Source organism: Vibrio sp. MEBiC08052 (assembly GCF_001506075.1).
In the GTDB taxonomy this organism is placed as follows: Bacteria; Pseudomonadota; Gammaproteobacteria; order Enterobacterales; family Vibrionaceae; genus Vibrio.
Window position 1 is genome coordinate 2,078,221 of the sequence record NZ_KQ947475.1, and the last position, 21,104, is coordinate 2,099,324.

Genomic DNA, 21,104 nt, shown 5'->3' on the forward strand with positions numbered 1-21,104 from the left:
ACCTCCCTCCATGTTAGTGATGTCGGACATGACAGAATCAATACGATAACACTCAAAACCAGACCGTGAATGGGCCTGATTTTGGTATGTTGGTCTTATATGATGTTTCTGACCGAATGGCGATGAATAAAAGCTTTAATCTCCTCAATCGGCATCGGTCTGGCGTAATACCATCCCTGCCCGATCACCGCGATATCTCGTTTACGCAGATAATCAACCTGTTCGGGGGTTTCAATCCCCTCCAACACAATCGTGACATCCTCAAAACCTTCCAGCAGATCTAACATCATGTTAACGGTTCGTCCAGCAATCGTGTCAGTCCCTAACGCACTGGTAAACATCCGGTCAATTTTAATCTCATCCGTATAAATATCACTGAGCCACGACAAATTCGAATATCCTGTCCCGAAATCATCAAGCGATACTCGGAAATGACGCAGTCGGAGCGAATCACACACAGAAACAACATCCTGACAACCAAAGGATGAGCGCTCGGTAATTTCAAACATGACCTGATTCACATTGACTGAATACTTGTTCACGATTTCAGTCACGCGTTCAATGAAAGGCTCGGTCAGGTACTCATCCACAGCCAAGTTGATGCTCAAGGTGTATTCCGGATACTTTTGTAACACTCGCGCCATATCTTGAATCGACTGCTCGACAACAAACAGTGTCAGTTGGCGAATCTGCTTCGTCTGTTCCGCCAAAGGAATAAAGACCTCTGGACTGATATTCCCCAACAGTGGATCATGCCAGCGACATAACACTTCAAACCCTTGGATCCGTTCATCTTTGAGCACAAATTTAGGTTGATATACCAATGAAAGTTGCCGATGTGCAATTGCCCTACGCAATCGACTCTTCAACTGTTTATCCCGGGAGGCGGGCATTCCCCATGCTTTATAGCTGAGCAAAATAAACAGGATAACGACCACAAAAGAACTCAGGGTCGGACCATTCAAAGCATGATAGAGAAAAGGATGATTATCTCTGACCAATACGCAGAGCGACGGTTTATTGCTGCACTTTTTTTCAACCAGCAAACGGGACAAATGCCCGTCCGGCTGAATTTCCGGTAACGTCGTATCTCCCAACCGTTCAAAAACATGCTTCAGGCTAGCGCTGCGGATTTCAACCGTGTAATTGGTCGAGATTTCAAAGCCCTCAAAGGCTCGGGGAGCTGTCATTGCAATGACATTATCGCGAAAAGTCAGATCAATCGGAAGATGAGTCGGTGAGGGTTCAAACTGGTAACGTTTCACAAAAGAATAGCCATTCGACATATATTGTGCTTCAGGCAGCCGGAGTGGCCTATCTAATTTTTTGAGCGTCAGGCATTGAATCAGGCCACCGTCAATCCGGCCAATATCGGCAATGAAATGGTTGATATGCAGAATATCCTGCATTAAATGTTCATCTTCCAGACTACATGGAACCGTATCACTGTCAGCCAGCAACTGTATCGCCTGCCTTAATTGTATTGCAATTTGGCTTGCATGACTGAGAGCAAGATAAGCCACACTTTTCATTTCTTCGCGATGAAATGTCGTCATCATTATCTGCGCAAAAATGCCAAGAAAGAGGATCGTAAGAAAAATCAATTGCACCGGTTGCCTCAAAGCTGAGGCATATGATCTGATTTTGCTTGTTTTATGCAGCTTGTCGGATGGATGTTCTGCCATATAAAATCCTAGTTTGCGACTTCCGTACTTAGGTAATACCAACCGAGTAACCCCCGACTCAATGCAATCATCATACTGATTATTTCCGTACTTAATGACAGTTTAGTTCACGAAATTCAATACAACCTATACCGGATCATCATGAGATGACTGGAAATTATTTTACAACTCTATACCAATAATGTTCATTATTTGAATCATATGCACGAAATCACTGAGTGATCTCTCAGTTTCTCTACTTTTAACATTATCTCTTTTCATCAGAGGACGCTCACATCATTAACGATAGAATCGGACCTCCTCGATTGCTGGATTGGGTGTTCATCCGTAATGAAACGATCCACACTCATTTCAGAAGCAATCATTTACAAACACCAATTGACATATGTCAATAAGGTCATTTATAGTCACTATCGTTCACAAAAAATTACATCAATTCGCTTGTATCTATTACCAGAATTAGACAAACACAATGACATATATCAATTATCTTATAGCGTAAGGAGCATTCATGAATATTACCAATGTTGCATTTATCGGTTTAGGCGTAATGGGATACCCGATGGCTGGTTATCTTGCCAAGGCCGGCTATCAAACTCACGTCTATAACCGAACGCACACCAAAGCGGAAGCTTGGGAACAACACTATTCAGGTAAAGCTTATCCTACCCCGAAGCTTGCTGCTGAAGGCTGCGAAGCCATTTTTCTCTGTGTCGGGAACGACCAGGATGTCCGCAGCGTCATGTATGGTGATGACGGGATTATTGCCGGAGCGAAACCGGGTGCAATTATCGTCGATCACACCACCACCTCTGCTGAACTTGCGCTTGAGCTGGCTCAGGCGTGCCGGGAAAAAGGTATCTCATTTATTGATGCTCCCGTATCCGGAGGACAAGCCGGAGCTGAAAATGGCACGCTCACAATCATGTGTGGTGGTGAAGCTGACATCTTCAGCCAAATTCAACCCGTCATGGTCAACTACGCCAAACAGGCTGAGCTACTCGGTATTCACGGACAGGGCCAACGCTGTAAAATGGTCAACCAGATTTGTATTGCCGGTGTACTGCAGGGATTAAGTGAAGCATTGCAACTGGCACAAGCCGCTGATCTGGATATTGAACAAGTGATCAATGTAATCAAACACGGTGCTGCCGGTTCTTGGCAGATGGAGAACCGAGCCGTGACAATGTCACAAAATAAATTTGATTTCGGTTTTGCTATCGACTGGATGAGAAAGGATTTAGGTTTCTGTCTTAATGAAGCGGCTCGTCACCAGATTGAGCTCCCGATGACAAAAAAGGTGGATGCAATGTACGCTAAACTTCAGGATCGAGGCTTGGGGCGGATGGATACTTCGGTATTAATCAAAGCCTACGATAAAACATCAATATAAATTTTGTTCATCGACATGGTTGATGCTCCATACAATGTTCAGACCGAAGCAACATTGCTTCGGTCTAAATTGTATGATGATAAGCTAATTGCCGTTTCAATGCATACGGAGACAGTTTCTTGATTAAATCATCCAGATTAATCATTTAAATCCTCACCGATAATTGATTAGAAATTACTACTTTAAACTGAATACCAGCCTGTAATTTTCAATCACATAAAACATGATACACCTTCCATTTTTATATTTTATTAAGGTTTTGAAATAATATTTCATTTTTAAAACAAAATTTATCAATGCCATTATTAAATAAGATAAAACTATAACATTAAAAATATCATGAAATATTTCACGAAGAGCTCAAAACAATGACACATTTCAAAAAAACCACAACAACATCATCGGCACCGATGAGAGACAACAGAAAGAATTAATTATCAAAATCAAATTAAATCATATAATTACATACATAATACAATTAAAAACAAACTAACCCTCGAATATCATCAGTTATCCTACTGATTCAGCTCATCCTCACCATAACGTATGACGTTTTATTTATTACTTGATAAAAATCAATAATTATTTATTTACCCACCAAACCAATCCACCCTACGATACAATAATTTATGATGATAGGCATATAAGTTATTCGCTTATTTTTTTCGATAAAAATAACAGTTCAATAATTAATTCGATGAATAACACATTCAAATTTTGACAGGCCGTTATTCTGTCACTAATGGTTAATGTGTTTGATGAGATTATTTGACTTTAGTTTATCTTCAGTTTTTTACTGACGAATTTGTAGTTCTGCCAAACGGTCACCAATTCAAGCAAATAAATCATCTCAAATTTTTATCTCAACTTATGGACTCAGGGTTGAGTCAGGGGGTGGATGAACATTCATTTATGGATAGCAACAGATCATATTCAGCAATAAAAATAAATATTTAAGAATAATTGAAAGGAGTAACAAATGAGAAAACAGCAAGTTTTCAAAAACATCAGTTGTAAGAAACAGACCCTCAGTATTGGTATCAGTCTGGCTTTGGCTGCTTTATCCGGTTCTGCGTACGCAGGATGTACCTATGAAGTTCAGAGTGACTGGGGTTCAGGTTTCGTTGCTAACGTGACTGTCAAAAATGATACTTCCAGCGCTGTATCAGCATGGAATGTGGGCTGGGAGTATACCAAAGGTGCCAAAATCACCAATATATGGAACGCTGCACTGTCCGGTAGTAACCCATATACCGCAAGTAGTACAGCTTCAAACGGTAATTTACAGCCCGGCTCCAGCACCACATTCGGCTTTCAAGGCACCGGTACATCAGAGGTTCCAACCCTAACCGGTTCACTATGTGGTGATCCCGGTGACCCTGGTGATCCCGGTGACCCCGGTGACCCTAGTGACCCCGGTGACGGCAACCAAGTTGTCTTCCGGGTCAATGAAAATGGTCATATCACCAAAGATGATGTCGTCAAACCGGTTCGTTGTGGCTCATGGTTTGGTCTGGAAGGTCGTCACGAACAGGCAAATGACGCTACCAACCCTAGCGGCGCACCGATGGAACTCTATATGGGTAACACATTCTGGGCGAACAACAGCCAAGGTACAGGCCGGACAATCCAACAAACCATGGATGAAATCAAAGCGAAAGGTATCAACCTGATTCGTCTGCCTATCGCACCGCAAACACTGGATCCGGATGACCCGCAAGGTCAACCTCGCGTCTTTAAAAACCACCAATCTGTACGTGCAACCAATGCGCGTCAGGCACTGGAAGACTTCATCAAACTGGCTGACAAAAACGGGCTCGATATCCTGCTCGATATTCACTCATGCTCGAATTATCTAGGCTGGCGTGCGGGACGTTTAGACGCAACACCACCTTATGCTGATGCAAACCGTGATAACTACCCCTACAAACGTGAAAACTACTCCTGTGGTACCGATGTCGGTCCTGGCGTTACCGTTCAAGAATACAACGAACAGAAATGGCTGGAAGACCTCCGTCAACTGGCACGTTTCGCGGATGAGCTGAAAGTGAACAACATCCTCGGGATCGATATCTTCAACGAACCATGGGATTACACTTGGACAGATTGGAAAACGCTGGCTGAGCATGCATACGAGGCCATCAACGAAGAAAACAAAAATGTGTTGATCTGGGTTGAAGGGATCAGTGGTGGTACATCAGCTGGCACACAAAGTCCTCATGGTGATGAAGCAACTAATCCAAACTGGGGTGAAAACTTCTTCTCAATGGCAACTGACCCACTGAATATTCCAAAAGACCGTTTAGTGCTGTCACCACATACCTATGGTCCTTCTGTATCTGTACAGAAACAGTTTATGGACCCTGCTCAACCAGAATGTGCCGGCTTGTCTGAAGACGAAGCGGCTAAAGCAAAATGTAACATTGTGATTAACCCTGAACTGCTCAGAGAAGGCTGGGAAGAACACTTTGGTTATCTCAAAGATAAAGGCTATGCAATTGTGATCGGTGAATTCGGTGGTCACTATGACTGGCCGGAATCTGGTGCAGTCCGTATTCAAGATATGTGGGGTTACCTCCCTCGTTCTGATTATGATAAAAAATGGCAAAATGCACTTGTTGACTACATGTCAGACAAGAACATTGAAGGTTGCTACTGGAGCATCAACCCAGAATCAGACGACACCGGTGGTTTGTACAGTCACGCCTATGATGCACGGACCAACACATCTGGCTGGGGTGAATGGACTGGCTTCGAAACTGAGAAATGGGACATGTTACAACGGTTGTGGGATTCAAATACCGTCAAGTAACAGTTGATATTTGACCTCTCATTATAGTGAAGGAGTTCTGATGAGAACGCTCTACATTATATTTCTTGCGGGCATCACGCTCGCAGGAACTGTACAAGCAAGCGTCAGAAATGGTGTGTATACCATTCAGTCAAAGGTCAGTGGTAAATTCGTCGAAGTCGCAAATGCTGACAAAAGTAATGGTGCCAACATTAGTCAATGGCCGGATAACGGCCATAACACACAACGCTGGCTCGTTACCAAGCGCGATGACGGTTACTACTCCATCATTAATCTTAACAGTGCCAAAGCAATGGAAGTATATGGCGCTGGTAAGGCGAATGGCGATAATGTTTCACAATGGCAGTATGAGGGTGGTGATACCCAAAAGTGGGACATTCGGGATCTGAATAACAACTATCATGTACTGGTGAATAAAAACAGCGGTAAAGCGCTGGATTTATGGGACTGGGACACATCTGACGGTGCCAATATTGATCAGTGGGAGGTCAATAATCTTGATGTACAACAGTTTCGCTTGAGTTTAGTTCAGGCCTCTGGTGGCAAGCCGGTGGATACCTCATCCACCAATGGCAGAACCAACCATTGGCCACTGAGCGGTAACTTAGGAACACACGATCCGACGATTGCCTATGAAAACGGGACTTGGTGGGAATTTCAAACCGGCAAAGGAATCTATGGCAAAGTCAGTGATAACGGCTTGGACTGGAATCCACGACCATCCGTTTTTCCGAATGGCTTACGTTGGTGGTACACCTATGTACCCGGTTTGAAAAACGATGATGTATGGGCTCCGGATGTGAAACATTATAATGGTCGAGTCTGGCTCTATTATGCGGTTTCAACGTTTGGTTCTCGTGTGTCGGCAATTGGTTTGGCTTCAGCCTCAAGTTTAGCGACCGGTGACTGGCAAGATCACGGAATGGTGATTCATACCACCGCTGCCAATAACTACAATGCCATTGATCCTGACTTAGTGATTGATAAAGACGGTGACCCATGGCTAACGTTTGGTTCTTTTGGCTCGGGTATCAAGCTGATCCGCCTCAATCCAATCACCATGAAACCGATTGGCGATCTGTCGAGTCTGGCAAGTCGTTCCGGTGGAATTGAAGCACCCAGTATTGTTTATCGTCGCGGTTACTATTATCTGTTTGTATCCACAGGCCGCTGTTGTCGTGGCGTCGACAGCACCTACCAGATCCGTTATGGCCGGGCTACCGATATTACCGGACCGTATCTGGATAAGAGTGGTAAAGACATGATGAAAGGCGGCGGGACTTTACTCGATGGCGGCAGCAATCGATGGATTGGCCCCGGAGGTCAGGATATTGCCAACACCGATGTGATTGTCCGTCATGCCTATGATGCGACTGATGGCGGTAATGCTAAACTGCTGATTAGCACACTCAACTGGGATAGCAACGGCTGGCCAAGATATTAAGTTAAGCCAGTGTGTTCACTCAATACGGGTCACTTGTTAAAGTGACCCGTTCATTTTTAATTATTAAACTCACTCTTGCTATCAGTCATTGCAAAATAAAAACACAATTGCATTTTGCAATAAAGATATGAGCATGACTGTATTGAATGCTGACTACTATTTAATCAAAATCAAATAAATCAATCAGTTAAAAATAATTTAAAAATTGGCACACATAGTGCAATAGTATTAGTGACCCTTATTAAGCCGAGGGTCACCTAGCCAACTGACGTTGTTAGTGAACCAAATTGTTCATATCGATAGCCAATCACACACTTTGTGATTGGCTTTTTTTATCTATGGGTGCCCTATCCATCATTCATGGCTTGCTGCAAATGTGCTAAAAGCCAGCTCAGTGCCGGATCCTGAGTCTGTCTTTTATGCCACAACAAACAAAGCTTAATGTCCTCGTAATCCATCGGCACATCACTTACCGTCAGATTGTAATTCTGTTGCCAAATGACAGCGAGCCCGTGTGGCACTGTTGCTAAGAACGTTTAAAGCCCTTTCTTTCACATGGAGCGATCTATCCAATCTATCCCCTCAAATCAAACAATAATGGTCAATACTTCACCACTCCGATATGATAATCCGATTGTTTTCAAAACATGCCGGCTCAGCACAAGGATTGTTTATGCCAATTGAATTTCTTCTGACTTCACTGATTGTTGTTCTGCTCCCCGGTACCGGTGTGTTATATACCGTATCGATTGGCCTGACTCGCGGTGCCAAAGCCAGCCTCTATGCGGCGCTCGGCTGTACTGCCGGTATTATTCCGCATCTGGTTGCAAGCGTTTTCGGGCTGGCGGCCATTTTACATACCAGCGCAGTCCTGTTTCAGCTGTTGAAATATGTCGGCGTGATTTATCTGGCTTATCTGGCTTGGGGGATGTGGAAAGACGCCGGAGCACTGACACTTCAGAATGAGAACACATCTCAAACGGGTTATCTTGCTATTGCGTCCAAAGCCGTGCTGATTAACTTACTCAACCCGAAACTGTCGATCTTTTTTCTTGCTTTCTTACCTCAATTTGTCCCTGCACAACAGACGGCTCCGATACTGAACATGTTGCTCCTGAGTCTGGTGTTCATGCTGATGACCTTCATCGTGTTTGTTATCTACGGCATGCTGGCCAATAAAATTCGCTATGCCATCATCCAGTCACCCAAAATTGTCCGTCGGATCCAAAAAAGCTTCGCCGGACTGTTTGTATTAATGGGAATAAAACTGGCCACGATGGAACGTTAGTTGTTCAGCGAGGCAGGTGACGTATCACAAATCGTCACGCCCTGAACCTCAGAAACGGTATGATAGAGTGACGCTTCGCGGGCAATGACTTCATGTGCCTGCTCTTTTTTGATGTAAATATGATCGTTTGCAAACAGGTGACACCCGTTCACTTCAATGTGCCCAGAAATCACATAGATTTGCTCCCAGCCCGGGTGAAAATGTCGCGGAAGACAAGCGCCCTGTTCCAGTTGAAGTAATGCTATATTCGGGCCGGGTTCCGACTGGTGCAGCCACGCATAACAAATCCCCCGATAAGGTGTATCCTGCCACACTCGCTGTGCAGATAAAGAAACAGATTCTTTCATTAATTCTTATCCCATCACTACTTACTGTAATTATGTACAGTACATTGCTAAGAATCTGTTTTCAATATTCTGCTGAAAAAAAGCCTCACTCACCCTCTCTTCCTTCATCGAACTGCAACGCCAATGGCTGGAAAAGTAAAAGGATGATGCTGAGTTTGGGACGCAATAACTTTCCTCGGTTTCATTAGCATCTCCGACTGCGCCCCAGGTACTTTTTAAGGCCGGATAATCACCTTTAACTAATAATTAAATATAAAACAAGTGTTTATATAGATAACATAGGTGGTTATATAAAAAATGGTACAACATTTAGTACAAATACTCGTGTATGCGAAATTGAATATTTGAATCCTTGTGAAATTATATTTAAGCAGGTATTCAGGCTTTGATTGTGTAACTTTCCTTAAAGCTGAGTGAGCATTTAATGACAGTACCTCAAGTGCATTGAGTATATTGTTTCCACTGAAAGGCAGTTGCTTAATATCAAACGTTGAGTATGAGCAGACATAAAAAAGCCAATCACAAAATTCATGACTGGCTTATGTATATGAACAAATGAGTCCATTAATTACGTCAGATCTTCGGCTTAAGAAGGATCATCAGTGCTATTGTACTCCATGTCTCAGCTTTTGAAATTAAATTAACTAATTGTTTTTAATACAATTTATTGAGAATAAATAAATTGTATATACCTAAATCACCAGACCACCTCAGCTTCAACACCCCGAAGATGTTGGTTGAGATTCACACCGTGAGCACTTTCTCTGCTATAACGCTGTCGGACTCTGATTGATTGACGGATTGATTTTGAGGTTAAGGCCAGTGGCGGATATCTCCGGTTAAAATGTGCAATAGCTTGCTGTGTCTTCAGCATCAACCGCTCATCTCCCAGTTTCCACGCCAGATAATACGATTTCATTAGATTGGAGCGACGATTGAGTACATGCTGCTCATAGCTTTTACGGGCGTTGTTGAGTTGATATTGTTTGGATAAATCCCCCGGCGTCATTCCGACCGATTGTTCCAGAATCTCAAAAACGTCAAAGTCCTCTTTATATGCATCACCCCGGCTATTTAAAGCACCTTCGTCCGCATACCGATAGGCTTTCATGGCATTCTTCACAGCAACCGGGACAAGACCTTCAATACTGCGATAATAATCCCCGTGAAGTGCTTTATCACCGGATCGGATTGCCTGTACTGCAACACCGCCCAGAACAGGACCGGCAACCTGCTGCGCGTAAAAAGACCAGACATTGTCCCCTTCCAAATCCCGGTTCGGGTCACGTATCCACATCCCATCTAACGAAATCCTCGGTGACATCCCAGCCCCACCGACCCCGTAAATAATCTTATTCGCAATATCCTCCCCAAGTACATCAGACAAATAGGTTTTGAACTCGGTTTCAGCCTCCCATGGCTCATCATCACCACCAAAAGCAGCATTCAGACTGTCTGCCAGACCGTATACCAGACTCAGAGGCAATGCGGACACGCCCCCCAGTAGCGCAGTCATACCCAGTGTGCCGACAAGCTGTTTTCTGGCTTCCGATCGTTCTTCAGACGTCATACCTTTCATTGACAGGAATGCATTGCGCATCAGATAGTAAGTCATGTTCTGCGAATATTGTTTGAACTGAGTTGCCACCTTCATCACAGGACTCTGCATATAGCGAGCCCGGTTCACATTCGAATAATCAAAATGTGCATCCCATGTTAATTTTTCAGCCAATTTTGCAGATTGGTCGTGACTCATGCCTTTTTTACGGGCTAGCCGATAAGTGGCCAATGCTGTGGTTTCCCGGTTAAACACCTCAGCTTTGTGAAACAGAGCCGACATCCAGCCGGAGAACTTCTCATATGCGGGGCTGTATTTCCAGCTCTGCCCTTCGGCCATACCTGCCAAATCATGCGCATTGGTAGAATCCAGCAGGCCGGAGTCGTACCACTGATTAAATGCATCGATTTCATCCAGATTGGTCAACCTGACTTTAATATTTCCTTTCGCTGAAATGAATTCTTTCGTTGCTTTTGCCAATTCAGATGAGGCACGAATTGCGCCAAACTTGCTGGCAATCATGGGCAAAGCAACCACAAAATTCTGAGTGATGTTCACTGCCGCCGCTGCCGGAGAAAAACCCAACATATATAAAAACCCAAGGGATGTGATTTTCTGCGCGGCTTTGGAATGTTTCGGATACATGACCCATTCATGGCGTTTCATCAGTTCATTGGCATACCTTGATGACTGATTGTCTCCACTCTTCTTCGCGGTTTCTACCGTCTCAGTTGCAAGTTTTGTCAGTTCGTCTGCGTATTCAAGCCGGGCCAACTGATAAGAACCCTTGACCATATTTTCAGCCAGCGCCCTGAGCGCATCATTACTCCACCCTTTCACTTTCTGTCTGTGCATAAATTGTTTACGCATCGAGCGGCTAGGCAATGACTGAAGATACATTTGATAAATTATGTCCTGTAGTTCGGTTTTCTTTAAATCATTGAGACTGGATTCTTCAACCTGTCCGACTAAATCAACCACAAAACCCAGACTCGCCCCTTCAATATGTTGGTTTTTGTCCAACTTATAACCGGTAAAAACAGAAAAACCCTGACGTTCAAGTTTCTCTTTCGCCACTTGTTGCTCACGCTCAGACTCATACATCATATAGCGTTTCTCGCCGTTCTCATCCGTGGTACTCAGCCAGTAATCGCCAAAGCGTGATAATGGGAAATACGGAGCCATAACTTCCTGTAACTCAAATTGCGCTCTCAAATCAGCCAGACGCGCCTTTTTTATCCTGCCGTCAATCGCCGCATTGATAATCTGCTGCTCCAGTAGATGTTTAAAAAGATCGTGACGCTCCCGGTAAGTATCACGCATCGACCGGTAATGCTGTTTCGCTTCCTCCGGCAACTTATCAAATCGCTGTTTTAACTCAGCATGTTTTTTCATACGACGGGCTCACCGGCCAGCATATTTCTGAGCGTTTTCAGCTCATCCATTTGCTCATTAGTTTTATGACTGCCGTCGTTTACATATTCCAGATGCTGTATCCGTTTCTCGGCAACCTCCCGAGCGGACTGAAACGCTTGCGCCGGGTCAACACCTTCAATGGTTGACTGATGTGCGATATCAAACATCTCATCAGCATCTTGTTTGTTTCGACCCATCCATTTACGGATAGAATTAGCCATCTCGTGCGCATCAAAGGCGAGCTGATTCCGGCGGCTTAACATCCGGTGAACGGTGTCAACATACTCACTCAACTGAGGCAGTTTTCGCTGAGACAGGTCCGCAAGTTGGCGTAGTGTGAGAGCTCCGAGTCCCAGATTGCCACGAACCGCTCCCAGCCCCTGAGAAACTGCATTGAGCACACCGCTGAATCTGGCCCGTGGTGTAGACTGGGCCAGCGCTTCATCCAGAGTCATGGTTTTCTCCTGAGAGAACTGAATATCAGGTGATAGAGAACTGAATATCAGGTGATAGAGAACTGAATATCAGGTGATGTTGATATCCTGCTGTCCGCAGCTTTCAGATATGAGTTATTTGCCATTCTGGCCCGGTCCGCCAGCATCTGGACAATATTGTTCAGCTCAGCAACAGTGACATCCGATGCTTTCATCAGCCCGACTTTTCTCAGGGCGTGAGCAATGGCTTCCACCACCCGGTCCCACCACTGCCGGATTTTGTTTCTGTCGATTTCAGCGGCGCGTGCCAGCACCTCTTCAACCAAATCACTGTCACTCTGGCCTCGATAGTTCCGGTCAACGCTCTCCCACAACGCCTTCAGATACGGAGAGTTCCGGCCCTGCCTGACACGCCGGAGGATGGTCTGATATTCAGTAGCCCCCACAACCGTCTTCAGACTGTGATGCACCAGTATTTCATGACGCAGTTTCTGGCGAAGCTGTTTTGCACTCTCAAGATTTTCAGCAATTACGACAACTTCACGGCTGTCCCGGCGATAAAATGAATGAATCACACGTTGGCCGAAGTTCATTCCCGCAATTTTCTCTGCCGCTGCCTGTGTCGGAACCACGGTCACTTTCACACCGGCCCCGCCTTGATAGGCTTTTAGCCACTGACTGACCACTAGTTCTGCCGATTTCAGAGACATGCCTTTGCCCGGTCTTTGCATTGCGATACTTGCCTTGCTGAAAACAATCTCTGACGAACTGGTTTTCGGCTGCTCTAGCTGATTCAGACGAATAAAATCGTCAATCTGAGCTTTATTGATGGGCCGAAGAGGGGCAATCTTTTCAAATGCATTCACCAATGCTGACAGTTTTGAGGGTTCAACCTCGACACTCAATATCCCACTGCCGCTGACTGCCTGCTCTCCGATAATGGCTTCAATCTCCGGGTTCCCCCAAAAACGTTTCCCTCTGCTGACTGATTTAGGCATTTGCAGCACATACTTTGCTTCAGCGCTGCGTGAATCCCGACGTAAAAGCGCATCATGCTGTTTGGTCGAAAGCCCTAATGATGCCAGTTCGTTATCGCGGGTATTCATCAGCCACTCAAGGGACTGCTCCGCTGTAGCATCCACAGTCGCCTTAATATGTGTCTTCGGCTCAAAACTGCGAGGTAATAACATCCCCTGAATCACACGACCATCATGTGCTGTAAACGGAACGATCTGCCCCGCTTTGATGGTTTGATCTTTTGCCATGATTAAATTGCCCGTCATGACATAACGGTTTTCAACGGACGGTAAAGATGCCTGATGGTCAAAGATCATCTGCATCTGGCTTTCATCCATCTCATTACCGGCTTGGGTCAGCGTCCCATCGTGAATATGTCGGTATGTAAACGAAATATGCCGGGTCTGATCAGCAACCATCACTTCAATTCTGGTTTTTGACGGAGCCATAGGATCGCCGGACTGACTGGCATGATTCACACCGACCACCACCCCCATCACAGACGGACTATCTGTCTCTTCAGGATTAAATTTAACCCGAACAAACTGACCATATGCCCCTGATACCCAACGCTCATAACTCCCGATGCGGTGTTTGTAAGCCGCGAGTGCAGAGGTCATCTCATTTTTTTCAGACACAAGTGATTTCACCGATTTTCCTTTGGCACGGTGAGTTTCAATCAACTGATTCAGAGACTCCACTTTGCCTTGCATCTGATCGTAAAATTCATTGGCCTGAACTTTCACCTGATGCGCCAGTGATTTGAACGTAGCCTCACTACTCTGACTAAGCCGCTCCTGCACTTCATCCCAGTGCGGCGCTTTCCCTTGCATCTTCGCTCTGATCCGGGTGAGATAAACCGGCTCGGAGAATACGCCGCGCTTCGGATCGCCTGCGACCAGTTGCGTCTGCTCGACCGGCTCAGCCTGTAAATCGATCTCAGTCATATTCAGATAGTTCTGACCGGTGGCATTGAGATAATTGATTTTTTCTGCATACAGGGTATCCAGCTCAGCCAGAACATCCCGCTGGAGCGCAACCGGCAATACGGCAAGTTTGCCCAGAAAATAGTTCGCAGGATGATCTGCCTCACTCACCTTGACAAAATCATCGCCATATTCACCCAGTGCTTTCAGATTTTCTTTAACATACTGAATCACAACCGCATCCCCGTATGGGTTGAGTAAATCAAAGGACTTCACAGAGGTCGCAGATTCAGTTGAGCCGGAGGTGTTGGCATTCAGACTGGCCATTTTCCCGGCCAATACCGCTGCCGGACGTTTTTCACTGGGTAAATCCAGCCATGCATTCGCATACTTCGGTACATTGACCTGTCCGGTTCGGTTGACACGCCCCAGCATCTGCATATAGGTATCAATATTGAGACTCGGCTGAGCCACAATCATAAATCGTTGACGGGTATCCGGATAATCGGCGCGACTGTGAATAGACAACCCTGTCGAACCCGCCTGATTTAAAATCAGTACATCCAGCATTCCGGTATTAAATTTATCGACCTGTCCCCGTCGGTCATTCGCTTCTGCTGTTGCTCTCGGAATTATTTTCCTAGAATCATAATCTACCATCCGTTTGCGACCGGTGATTTCTGCAACCCTCATCCCTGCCTGCTCAAGCTGGTGTCTGATATGATCAATCGGAGAGGCGGGAATATGATAGTGCGCAATTTTAGCAATAGCGGCTCTGGCCTGCTCATACAGGTGTTTCAGTAATGGACTATCTATGTCATCAATCGATACGGTAAATTTCTCTGAATCCGTCTCGCCCGGCACTTTCACCCGGTATGCCAGCACGTTTTCCAGTGTTCTGCCCAGATAATCAGCATAAGACAGTGACCCCAGCGAATCTCCATCACTCAGATTATTATCTGCCATATAGTTCTTTAATGCCGATCCCAATGTACTTTCCAGAGCAATCACTGGCTTTTCACCACGCCCGGATGATGCAATAGCCAATTCAGCAATCGCATCAGCTTTCAGACCTAACGTTAACTGCGCAATATAGTTATGCACCACCGAACTGAACGAATTGACATTGATATTTTTATCCGCTTTATTGCCGCTGGTCATCGTATCCAGCCCGTGCTCCGCCGCAATACTTTCAGCAAGCTCCTCTTGCACATAATCGTCCCATGCTCGGGACAAACGCTGTAACCCCCGCAGAGCCGCCGTAGTCGTATCAAAGGCTTTTTCGATATCACCGCCTGAGTTGATGATTTCATCTTTGATTTCAATGCCATCAAAGCTGCGCTCTCGACGAATATAATGTCCGGCCTGTGCCAGTTTAGCGGCAATATAGTTCTGCATCCCGAGGCCACCGGTTTCAATCGCTCCGGTCACATCATCGCCCCCCGCCGCAACCCCTAAATCAGTCCGTCGGTACAGGGCCATATTTTCTGGTCGTTTCGCATAGGTGGCAGACAGATACGTCAGACCGGCCACTTTTCCCACATATTGATTAAAGAAAAGCCCACGATTTGACTTTGCCTTTTCTCCGGAAGCGGCTGAATGCGCTTCATCCATCACCAGAATGGCATTTTTAGCCAAGGCATTCAGAGCCGATTTTTTTATACCGCTCTGGTCTGTACTGATTTGATCATATGTGGCAAATAGCGCATCAAAACCGTCAGGTAACCGACCGGTCTCATTCATTTCAGAAAAATATTTTTTGAGTGTCTTACCGCTGTTCCGGTGCCTGAATACTGTTTTTTCCTGCGGGGTTCCGGGAGAGATTACCTGCTTAATGCCGACTCCACGGTTCATAATCAGTGGGGTAAACTGCCTCACACCGATATCAGCAAGGTCGTCAACCATATCGGTAAACAGATTATCTTTTTGTGTAATGAAGATGGGCGTCTTACCGGCATTCATCGCATAACGAAGGATGCCGGCAGCCTGACGGCCTTTGCCGACACCGGTCTGGTCGCCGATAATAATTGCCTTATTATTTTCAATCGCAGAAACGGCCAGTCCGACAGCATCGGTTTGCAGTCCCATAAACGCATCGTGCAACTCAGATATCGAGGGATATCCGAGCTTGTCCATGACATAAGTATCGATATTGCCATGACGCGCTTCTAAATCTGACAGCGCCTCTGAGGTGTAGTATTCAATGTTGGCCGGGGTTAATACGCTGTCATTCAGACCGCCCGATTTAGACCGGTAAACCGACTGGAAGGCATTCGCCCGCTTGCTGTCCGGGGCTGATTTAATCTCATTTTCGTCTAAAGGTTGAGCAGGCTGATGACTTCTATCAGATCCTGCGTCCTTTTCAGCTCGTCCGGCAGGGTCGGCACTGTTTTCTGTGGATAATTCTCTAGATCCCAGAACCTCTCCAGCAGCCCGATGGATGAGCCTTCCAGTATCCAGTCGGACATCTCGTGCGGCGCGTGCGGACCGATCCCCGGCGGTGTGTCCAGCAGAATGACCGCTTCCCTTTGATCTTCTTTCGTTGCCTCCTCGATGATGAGCGGCAGCGCCTCGCTGAGTTCGCTGAGCATCAATTCGTAAGACAGCTCGCGCTCTCCGCTTACCCGACACGTGAGCAGGATCTGTAGTTCTTCGTCCATATCGGGATGATTGGGTACCCAGTAACCCCTGTTTCCGGTAGTGCTCATAAAGAGAGTCCCATGTCTGATGTCTTGTTATCCGTGATTTTGTCGGAGCAAACTGTCCGGTCGGTGTTTTGGCTCTGCCATCGATGCTGATGAGCATCACCGGCCATCCGGCTCCCTGTTTCTCATAGAGCTTCCCGTCAATTTCCGTGTAGTCGCGCACATGGTAGTTCTGATGCAGCCAGTTGAGAAAAATCCGTTGATTGACGGAGAGCTTACCGACGACTTTACTGGTGCCAAGGATAAGATACGCTTTACCGTCAGATTTCATCGCCTGTAATGCATTTCTGGCAATCACATGATCCAGCTCGCCCAACTGGATTATATTGCCGAATCTGTCTTCAAAAGAAAACTTTTCTGGTTCACCTTTTTCGCCTCTTATTTTCCCAAATGGCGGATTGGCGATCACCCGGTCTACTGTCTCTGTCACCATTCCATGGGTGAGCGGATCGCCGGTCGCATCGAGTGTGGTCACGTCAAACCCACTCCATGTGAGTGATTCTGCCCGGACCGGATCCAGTTCATTTGCAAAGGTATTCTCCGGTGCAGAAGTCATCAACAACAGACCATTCCCAGCCGTTGGCTCTAATACCGTGGTATCTGCATCAACCCCGGCTACGATATTCCCCAAAAACGACAGGGGAGCCGGGGTGCTGTATGCCTGTAGGTTGGAGCTGTGCGCGGTTCTGATATTCAGTTTCGGTTGGGCCTGATAATCCTCAGCCAGTTGGTTGAAAATGGTCTCGACCGATTGAGGGGAACTATCCCGCTCAAGTGCGCTGTTTACCTTCAGACGCCGTTGATTGATTTGCGCTGTTTCGTAGGCTTCTTGCAGTTTTTTCATCATCAGCGGCGTCACATCACTGATGCTGCCCAGCTGATAGATGTCTTTGCCTGCTCGCTTCAGCGCGAGATTATTGGACGGTTTAAACCCGGATTGAATCCGGGTCTGCATGGCCTCAAGAAGCCGAATATTTTCACTGACTTCCGGCTGCGACTCTTCCTCTGATTGTTTTTCCGGTTGCGAAGAGGCCTGTTGGGATTGAACTTCAGGTTCAGATGGTTCCTTCCCTTCGGATGCTGCTTTTATTTTTCGCTCAAAGTCACTGAGATTGTTATACCCGTGTTTTTTAACCCGCTCATTCAACGCTTTGGCCATAATCCCTTCATTTCGATAAACGGTACGGATACCTTTTAGTGAGGCTTTCCCCGTACTTTCTCTGTTTGATTGAAGTGTTTTTTCTATCAGTGCTTTGGCTTTTGAAAGCGTGTCATATTCGTCTTCCCGAACTTCCGTTTCAGGTTGATTTGCAGCTACGGGGGAGCTCTCCGGGATTACTGCCTCCAAACTGGTGATATCATGTTCAGCCGGGGCAGACTCTGCATCAGACGACGACCGGGATTCATTTTCTGCGGATTTTGCACGTAACTTTTCATTCAGTACCGCCGTTTTACCGATAAACTGATTTGCCAGCGAACGAACACTATTCGTAAGCTGCTTTTTCACTTCGGGCAGTGACTTCGACCGACTGTCTATTTCAAGAACTGTTCCGGCAGTATTATCAAGACTGGCGTTTACGCGACGAATCGCTTCTTGAATCAGGTTTTCTTTGAACTGTTTCGCCTCCGGAGAAGTAATTTTCTCTTCAAATAGTGCCTGTGCCGATTGTCTCCGCCGAATATTTTCGGGATCACTGGCTTCACGCTCTGCCTGTTGTCGAGCTTCTTCCTGATATGCCTGAAGACGCTTTTCGTGGTTGCGAAACTCATTCAAAACCGCTTCGGTATCAAATCCTTTTGAGCGTTGGATCCGACGTCGAAGGCGTTTGCTCATACCGGTAATTTTGTTACCGGAGAACGAACGTTCTAACTGCCGTTCAGTGGCCTGATGTTTCATGTCCTGAACTTCACTCTTTGTTGGCATATCCGATTGAATGCGCTCTGCATCATTGTTGAACTGCTGGAACCGGCCTGACGTATCGCGCCCCATTCGATTCCGGATCTGGTCTTTTTTCAGATCGGTTTCATCCTGTCTAGCCTGTTGATCCCGAGCAGCAGTATTCGCCTGATCTCTTTGATAGGTGCGGGTTACAGATGAACCATCAATATCACCGGTCCAGTTGGGATTAGGCGTGAGTTGGGGTCGTTGAGAACGTTCATTTTCAGCCTGAAAATGCAATGCGGCTTCTCTGGCCTGAATCGCCTTATCGTCAATGGCGGCCTGAGACTTTTTCTTATTAAATACCGCGCCTTTGTCTATGTAGGGCTGGGGCCGATGCGGCTGTCCACGCTCAACCGGGGCATCATTGTGGATTTTGTCGTACCGGATCTGAGTCAGTCGATCAATCAACGCCTGATTATTCTGATCTTCTGAAAGAAGTTGAGAGACAACCTGCTCACGGATCTGGTCATATCCAGCCTGCTGATTTGAGAACTCAGACTGTGGGCTCTGAGGCTTCGCAATTTCACTACTCTCTTTTAGCTGTTGATTGCGAGTTTTTAAATCACGTTTATGATTAGTCACATGCCGATCAACGGCGGTCGCCAGCGGATCAACGTCCAGATTTTTCGCACTTCGGGCTAACTGCTGATACTCATCAGCGAGTGCAACTGAATAATCCGGATCGTTATATACATCCGGGTCAGATAATTCTTTCTCAATCTGCGCGGCACGTTCCGGATTATATGCTCTGGCAAGATACATCGTCTCACGCCGGTCAGCGGCACTTAATACGCCTTTCTCTTTTAACTGCTCCCGACTCTCCCCTATCCCCTGAACAAACGAGTCCTGCATAGTCTTTGAGTGAGACTCAGGCACATCCGGTTGTCTTTCATTCTCGGATATATCAACATCTTCGGTATGCGACTGAGACTCATCCTGTGTCGAAGACGGCTCTTGCACTAAGGCATCACTGTCAGCAGGTGACGCTTCTTTCGTATGGCTATTTTTGCCTCTGAGGCCGCCAATCCCGCCCGATACAGCGCCGATCCCCATTCCTACAGCAGCGCCTTCGGCAGCGCTCTGTAATGCTCCGACCCATGGGTCACGCTCCGTTCCGGTCACCGTATTCATTGCAGTATTGGTGGCATAAGTTTGTCCGGCATTCTCAATGCCTTCGGTAACGCCTTCCGTCACGCTCCCCTTGAATGCGCCTTTAAGCACACCTTTGGCTGCATGACCGGTCACTGCGCCGAATAACAGCCGATCTCCCAATGCTCCGGCAACAGACGAGGCAATTGCAGCAGGGTCGCCTGCAATGGTTCGGCTAACGTAATTGGCCGTCTCTTCTTTAGCAAGATTGACCATATCTGTAGGATCCATGCTTTCATTGGCGGGGTCATTGACAATACGGCGCAATGAATTCTGAAAATATTCAGAGTTCGATGACAGCCAGTTCGCGTCCATGTGCATCACCTGCTCACGCCCCTCAAGCATTGCACCGCCATGAGAGCCTGCAAATCCGGCTCCGACGGCTGCGCCACCAGCGATTTTTTCCACGGTTTTCTTGGCTGTTTCCAGAGCAACCGCACGGGAAGCGCCTCGTTTTAACATTGAACTTGCTACAGCCCGTCCAATAGTCATTCTTGCCGCTTGCCCGGCAGCGCCACCGGGGATCATCATTCCGGCCATAGAGCCCACACCCTGAGCGAATTTCATTGCCCAGACATCAATATCCCCGATGTTTTTCCCGACACCCAGAGAACCATCATTTTCTGAGAACAGCTCACCACTGAGGGCTGCTTTTCCATCATCGGTCATGGAATTAATAAGATAATCAGAACCCGACTGAGCCAGATCACGAACACTTTCCCCAACACCAAACACCTGCTCTGATAGCTCGCCCATTCCGGCCACCATACCAAGCGCTCCAGTCCCGACAGCCTTTGTCATATCACCGAGTGAAACATCATAGTCTTTGGCCGGTTGCCGTCTCTGACGCAACGCTGCAAAACGTTTATCAAATCCTTCCGACAGTTGATAATCATCAGTCATATCGGTTCTGGCATTGACTGTTGCATCAGGGTTTTCACCGAGTAATTGCTTATCCTGCATGGCTAATCTCCGAAAAAAGGCAATA

At 46.5% G+C, this 21,104-nt stretch carries 9 protein-coding genes; 4 read left to right on the forward strand and 5 right to left on the reverse strand.

The features are described 5' to 3' along the window. Positions 1-95: 95 nt before the first annotated feature. The gene (locus tag VRK_RS09045) at positions 96-1,559 is read right to left on the reverse strand and encodes an EAL domain-containing protein (RefSeq protein WP_197413085.1); all 1,464 of its coding nucleotides are present in this window, start codon (positions 1,557-1,559) and stop codon (positions 96-98) included. A 637-nt stretch (positions 1,560-2,196) separates the two neighbouring features. On the opposite strand from VRK_RS09045, the gene VRK_RS09050 reads away from it, so the two are divergent. The 4 genes from VRK_RS09050 (at position 2,197) to VRK_RS09065 (ending at position 8,622) form a co-directional block, all read left to right on the forward strand. After that, a complete protein-coding gene (locus VRK_RS09050; RefSeq protein WP_059121056.1) occupies positions 2,197-3,078 on the forward strand; it encodes an NAD(P)-dependent oxidoreductase in 882 nt (293 codons plus the stop codon). 979 nt (positions 3,079-4,057) lie between these two features. Continuing rightward, positions 4,058-5,890 (forward strand): cellulase family glycosylhydrolase, encoded by a 1,833-nt coding sequence (locus tag VRK_RS09055; protein ID WP_082671349.1) that lies wholly within the window; start codon positions 4,058-4,060, stop codon positions 5,888-5,890. 40 nt (positions 5,891-5,930) lie between these two features. After that, positions 5,931-7,334: an RICIN domain-containing protein gene (locus VRK_RS21575; protein WP_059121057.1), complete on the forward strand. Its 1,404-nt coding sequence runs from the start codon at positions 5,931-5,933 to the stop codon at positions 7,332-7,334. Between the two features lie 673 nt (positions 7,335-8,007). Next, positions 8,008-8,622, forward strand: coding sequence for a LysE family translocator (locus VRK_RS09065; RefSeq protein ID WP_059121058.1), 615 nt, complete (start codon positions 8,008-8,010; stop codon positions 8,620-8,622). Here VRK_RS09065 and VRK_RS09070 read toward each other — a convergent pair. The 4 genes from VRK_RS09070 to VRK_RS09085 all read right to left on the reverse strand — a co-directional run bounded on the left by VRK_RS09070 (position 8,619) and on the right by VRK_RS09085 (position 21,079). Continuing rightward, a complete protein-coding gene (locus tag VRK_RS09070; protein WP_059121059.1) occupies positions 8,619-8,969 on the reverse strand; it encodes a cupin domain-containing protein in 351 nt (116 codons plus the stop codon). The two genes, VRK_RS09065 and VRK_RS09070, sit on opposite strands and share 4 nt — an antisense overlap. 697 nt (positions 8,970-9,666) lie before the next feature. After that, positions 9,667-11,922 carry a PLxRFG domain-containing protein gene (locus VRK_RS09075; RefSeq protein WP_059121060.1) on the reverse strand — a complete coding sequence of 752 codons (2,256 nt, stop codon included), beginning with the start codon at positions 11,920-11,922 and terminating at the stop codon, positions 9,667-9,669. Then, positions 11,919-12,398 (reverse strand): hypothetical protein, encoded by a 480-nt coding sequence (locus VRK_RS09080; RefSeq protein ID WP_059121061.1) that lies wholly within the window; start codon positions 12,396-12,398, stop codon positions 11,919-11,921. Before VRK_RS09080 ends, VRK_RS09075 begins: the two co-directional genes overlap by 4 nt. A 47-nt stretch (positions 12,399-12,445) precedes the next feature. Further along, on the reverse strand, positions 12,446-21,079 hold the full coding sequence (locus VRK_RS09085; protein WP_059121062.1) for a strawberry notch C-terminal domain-containing protein: 8,634 nt from the start codon (positions 21,077-21,079) through the stop codon (positions 12,446-12,448). Positions 21,080-21,104 lie beyond the last annotated feature (25 nt).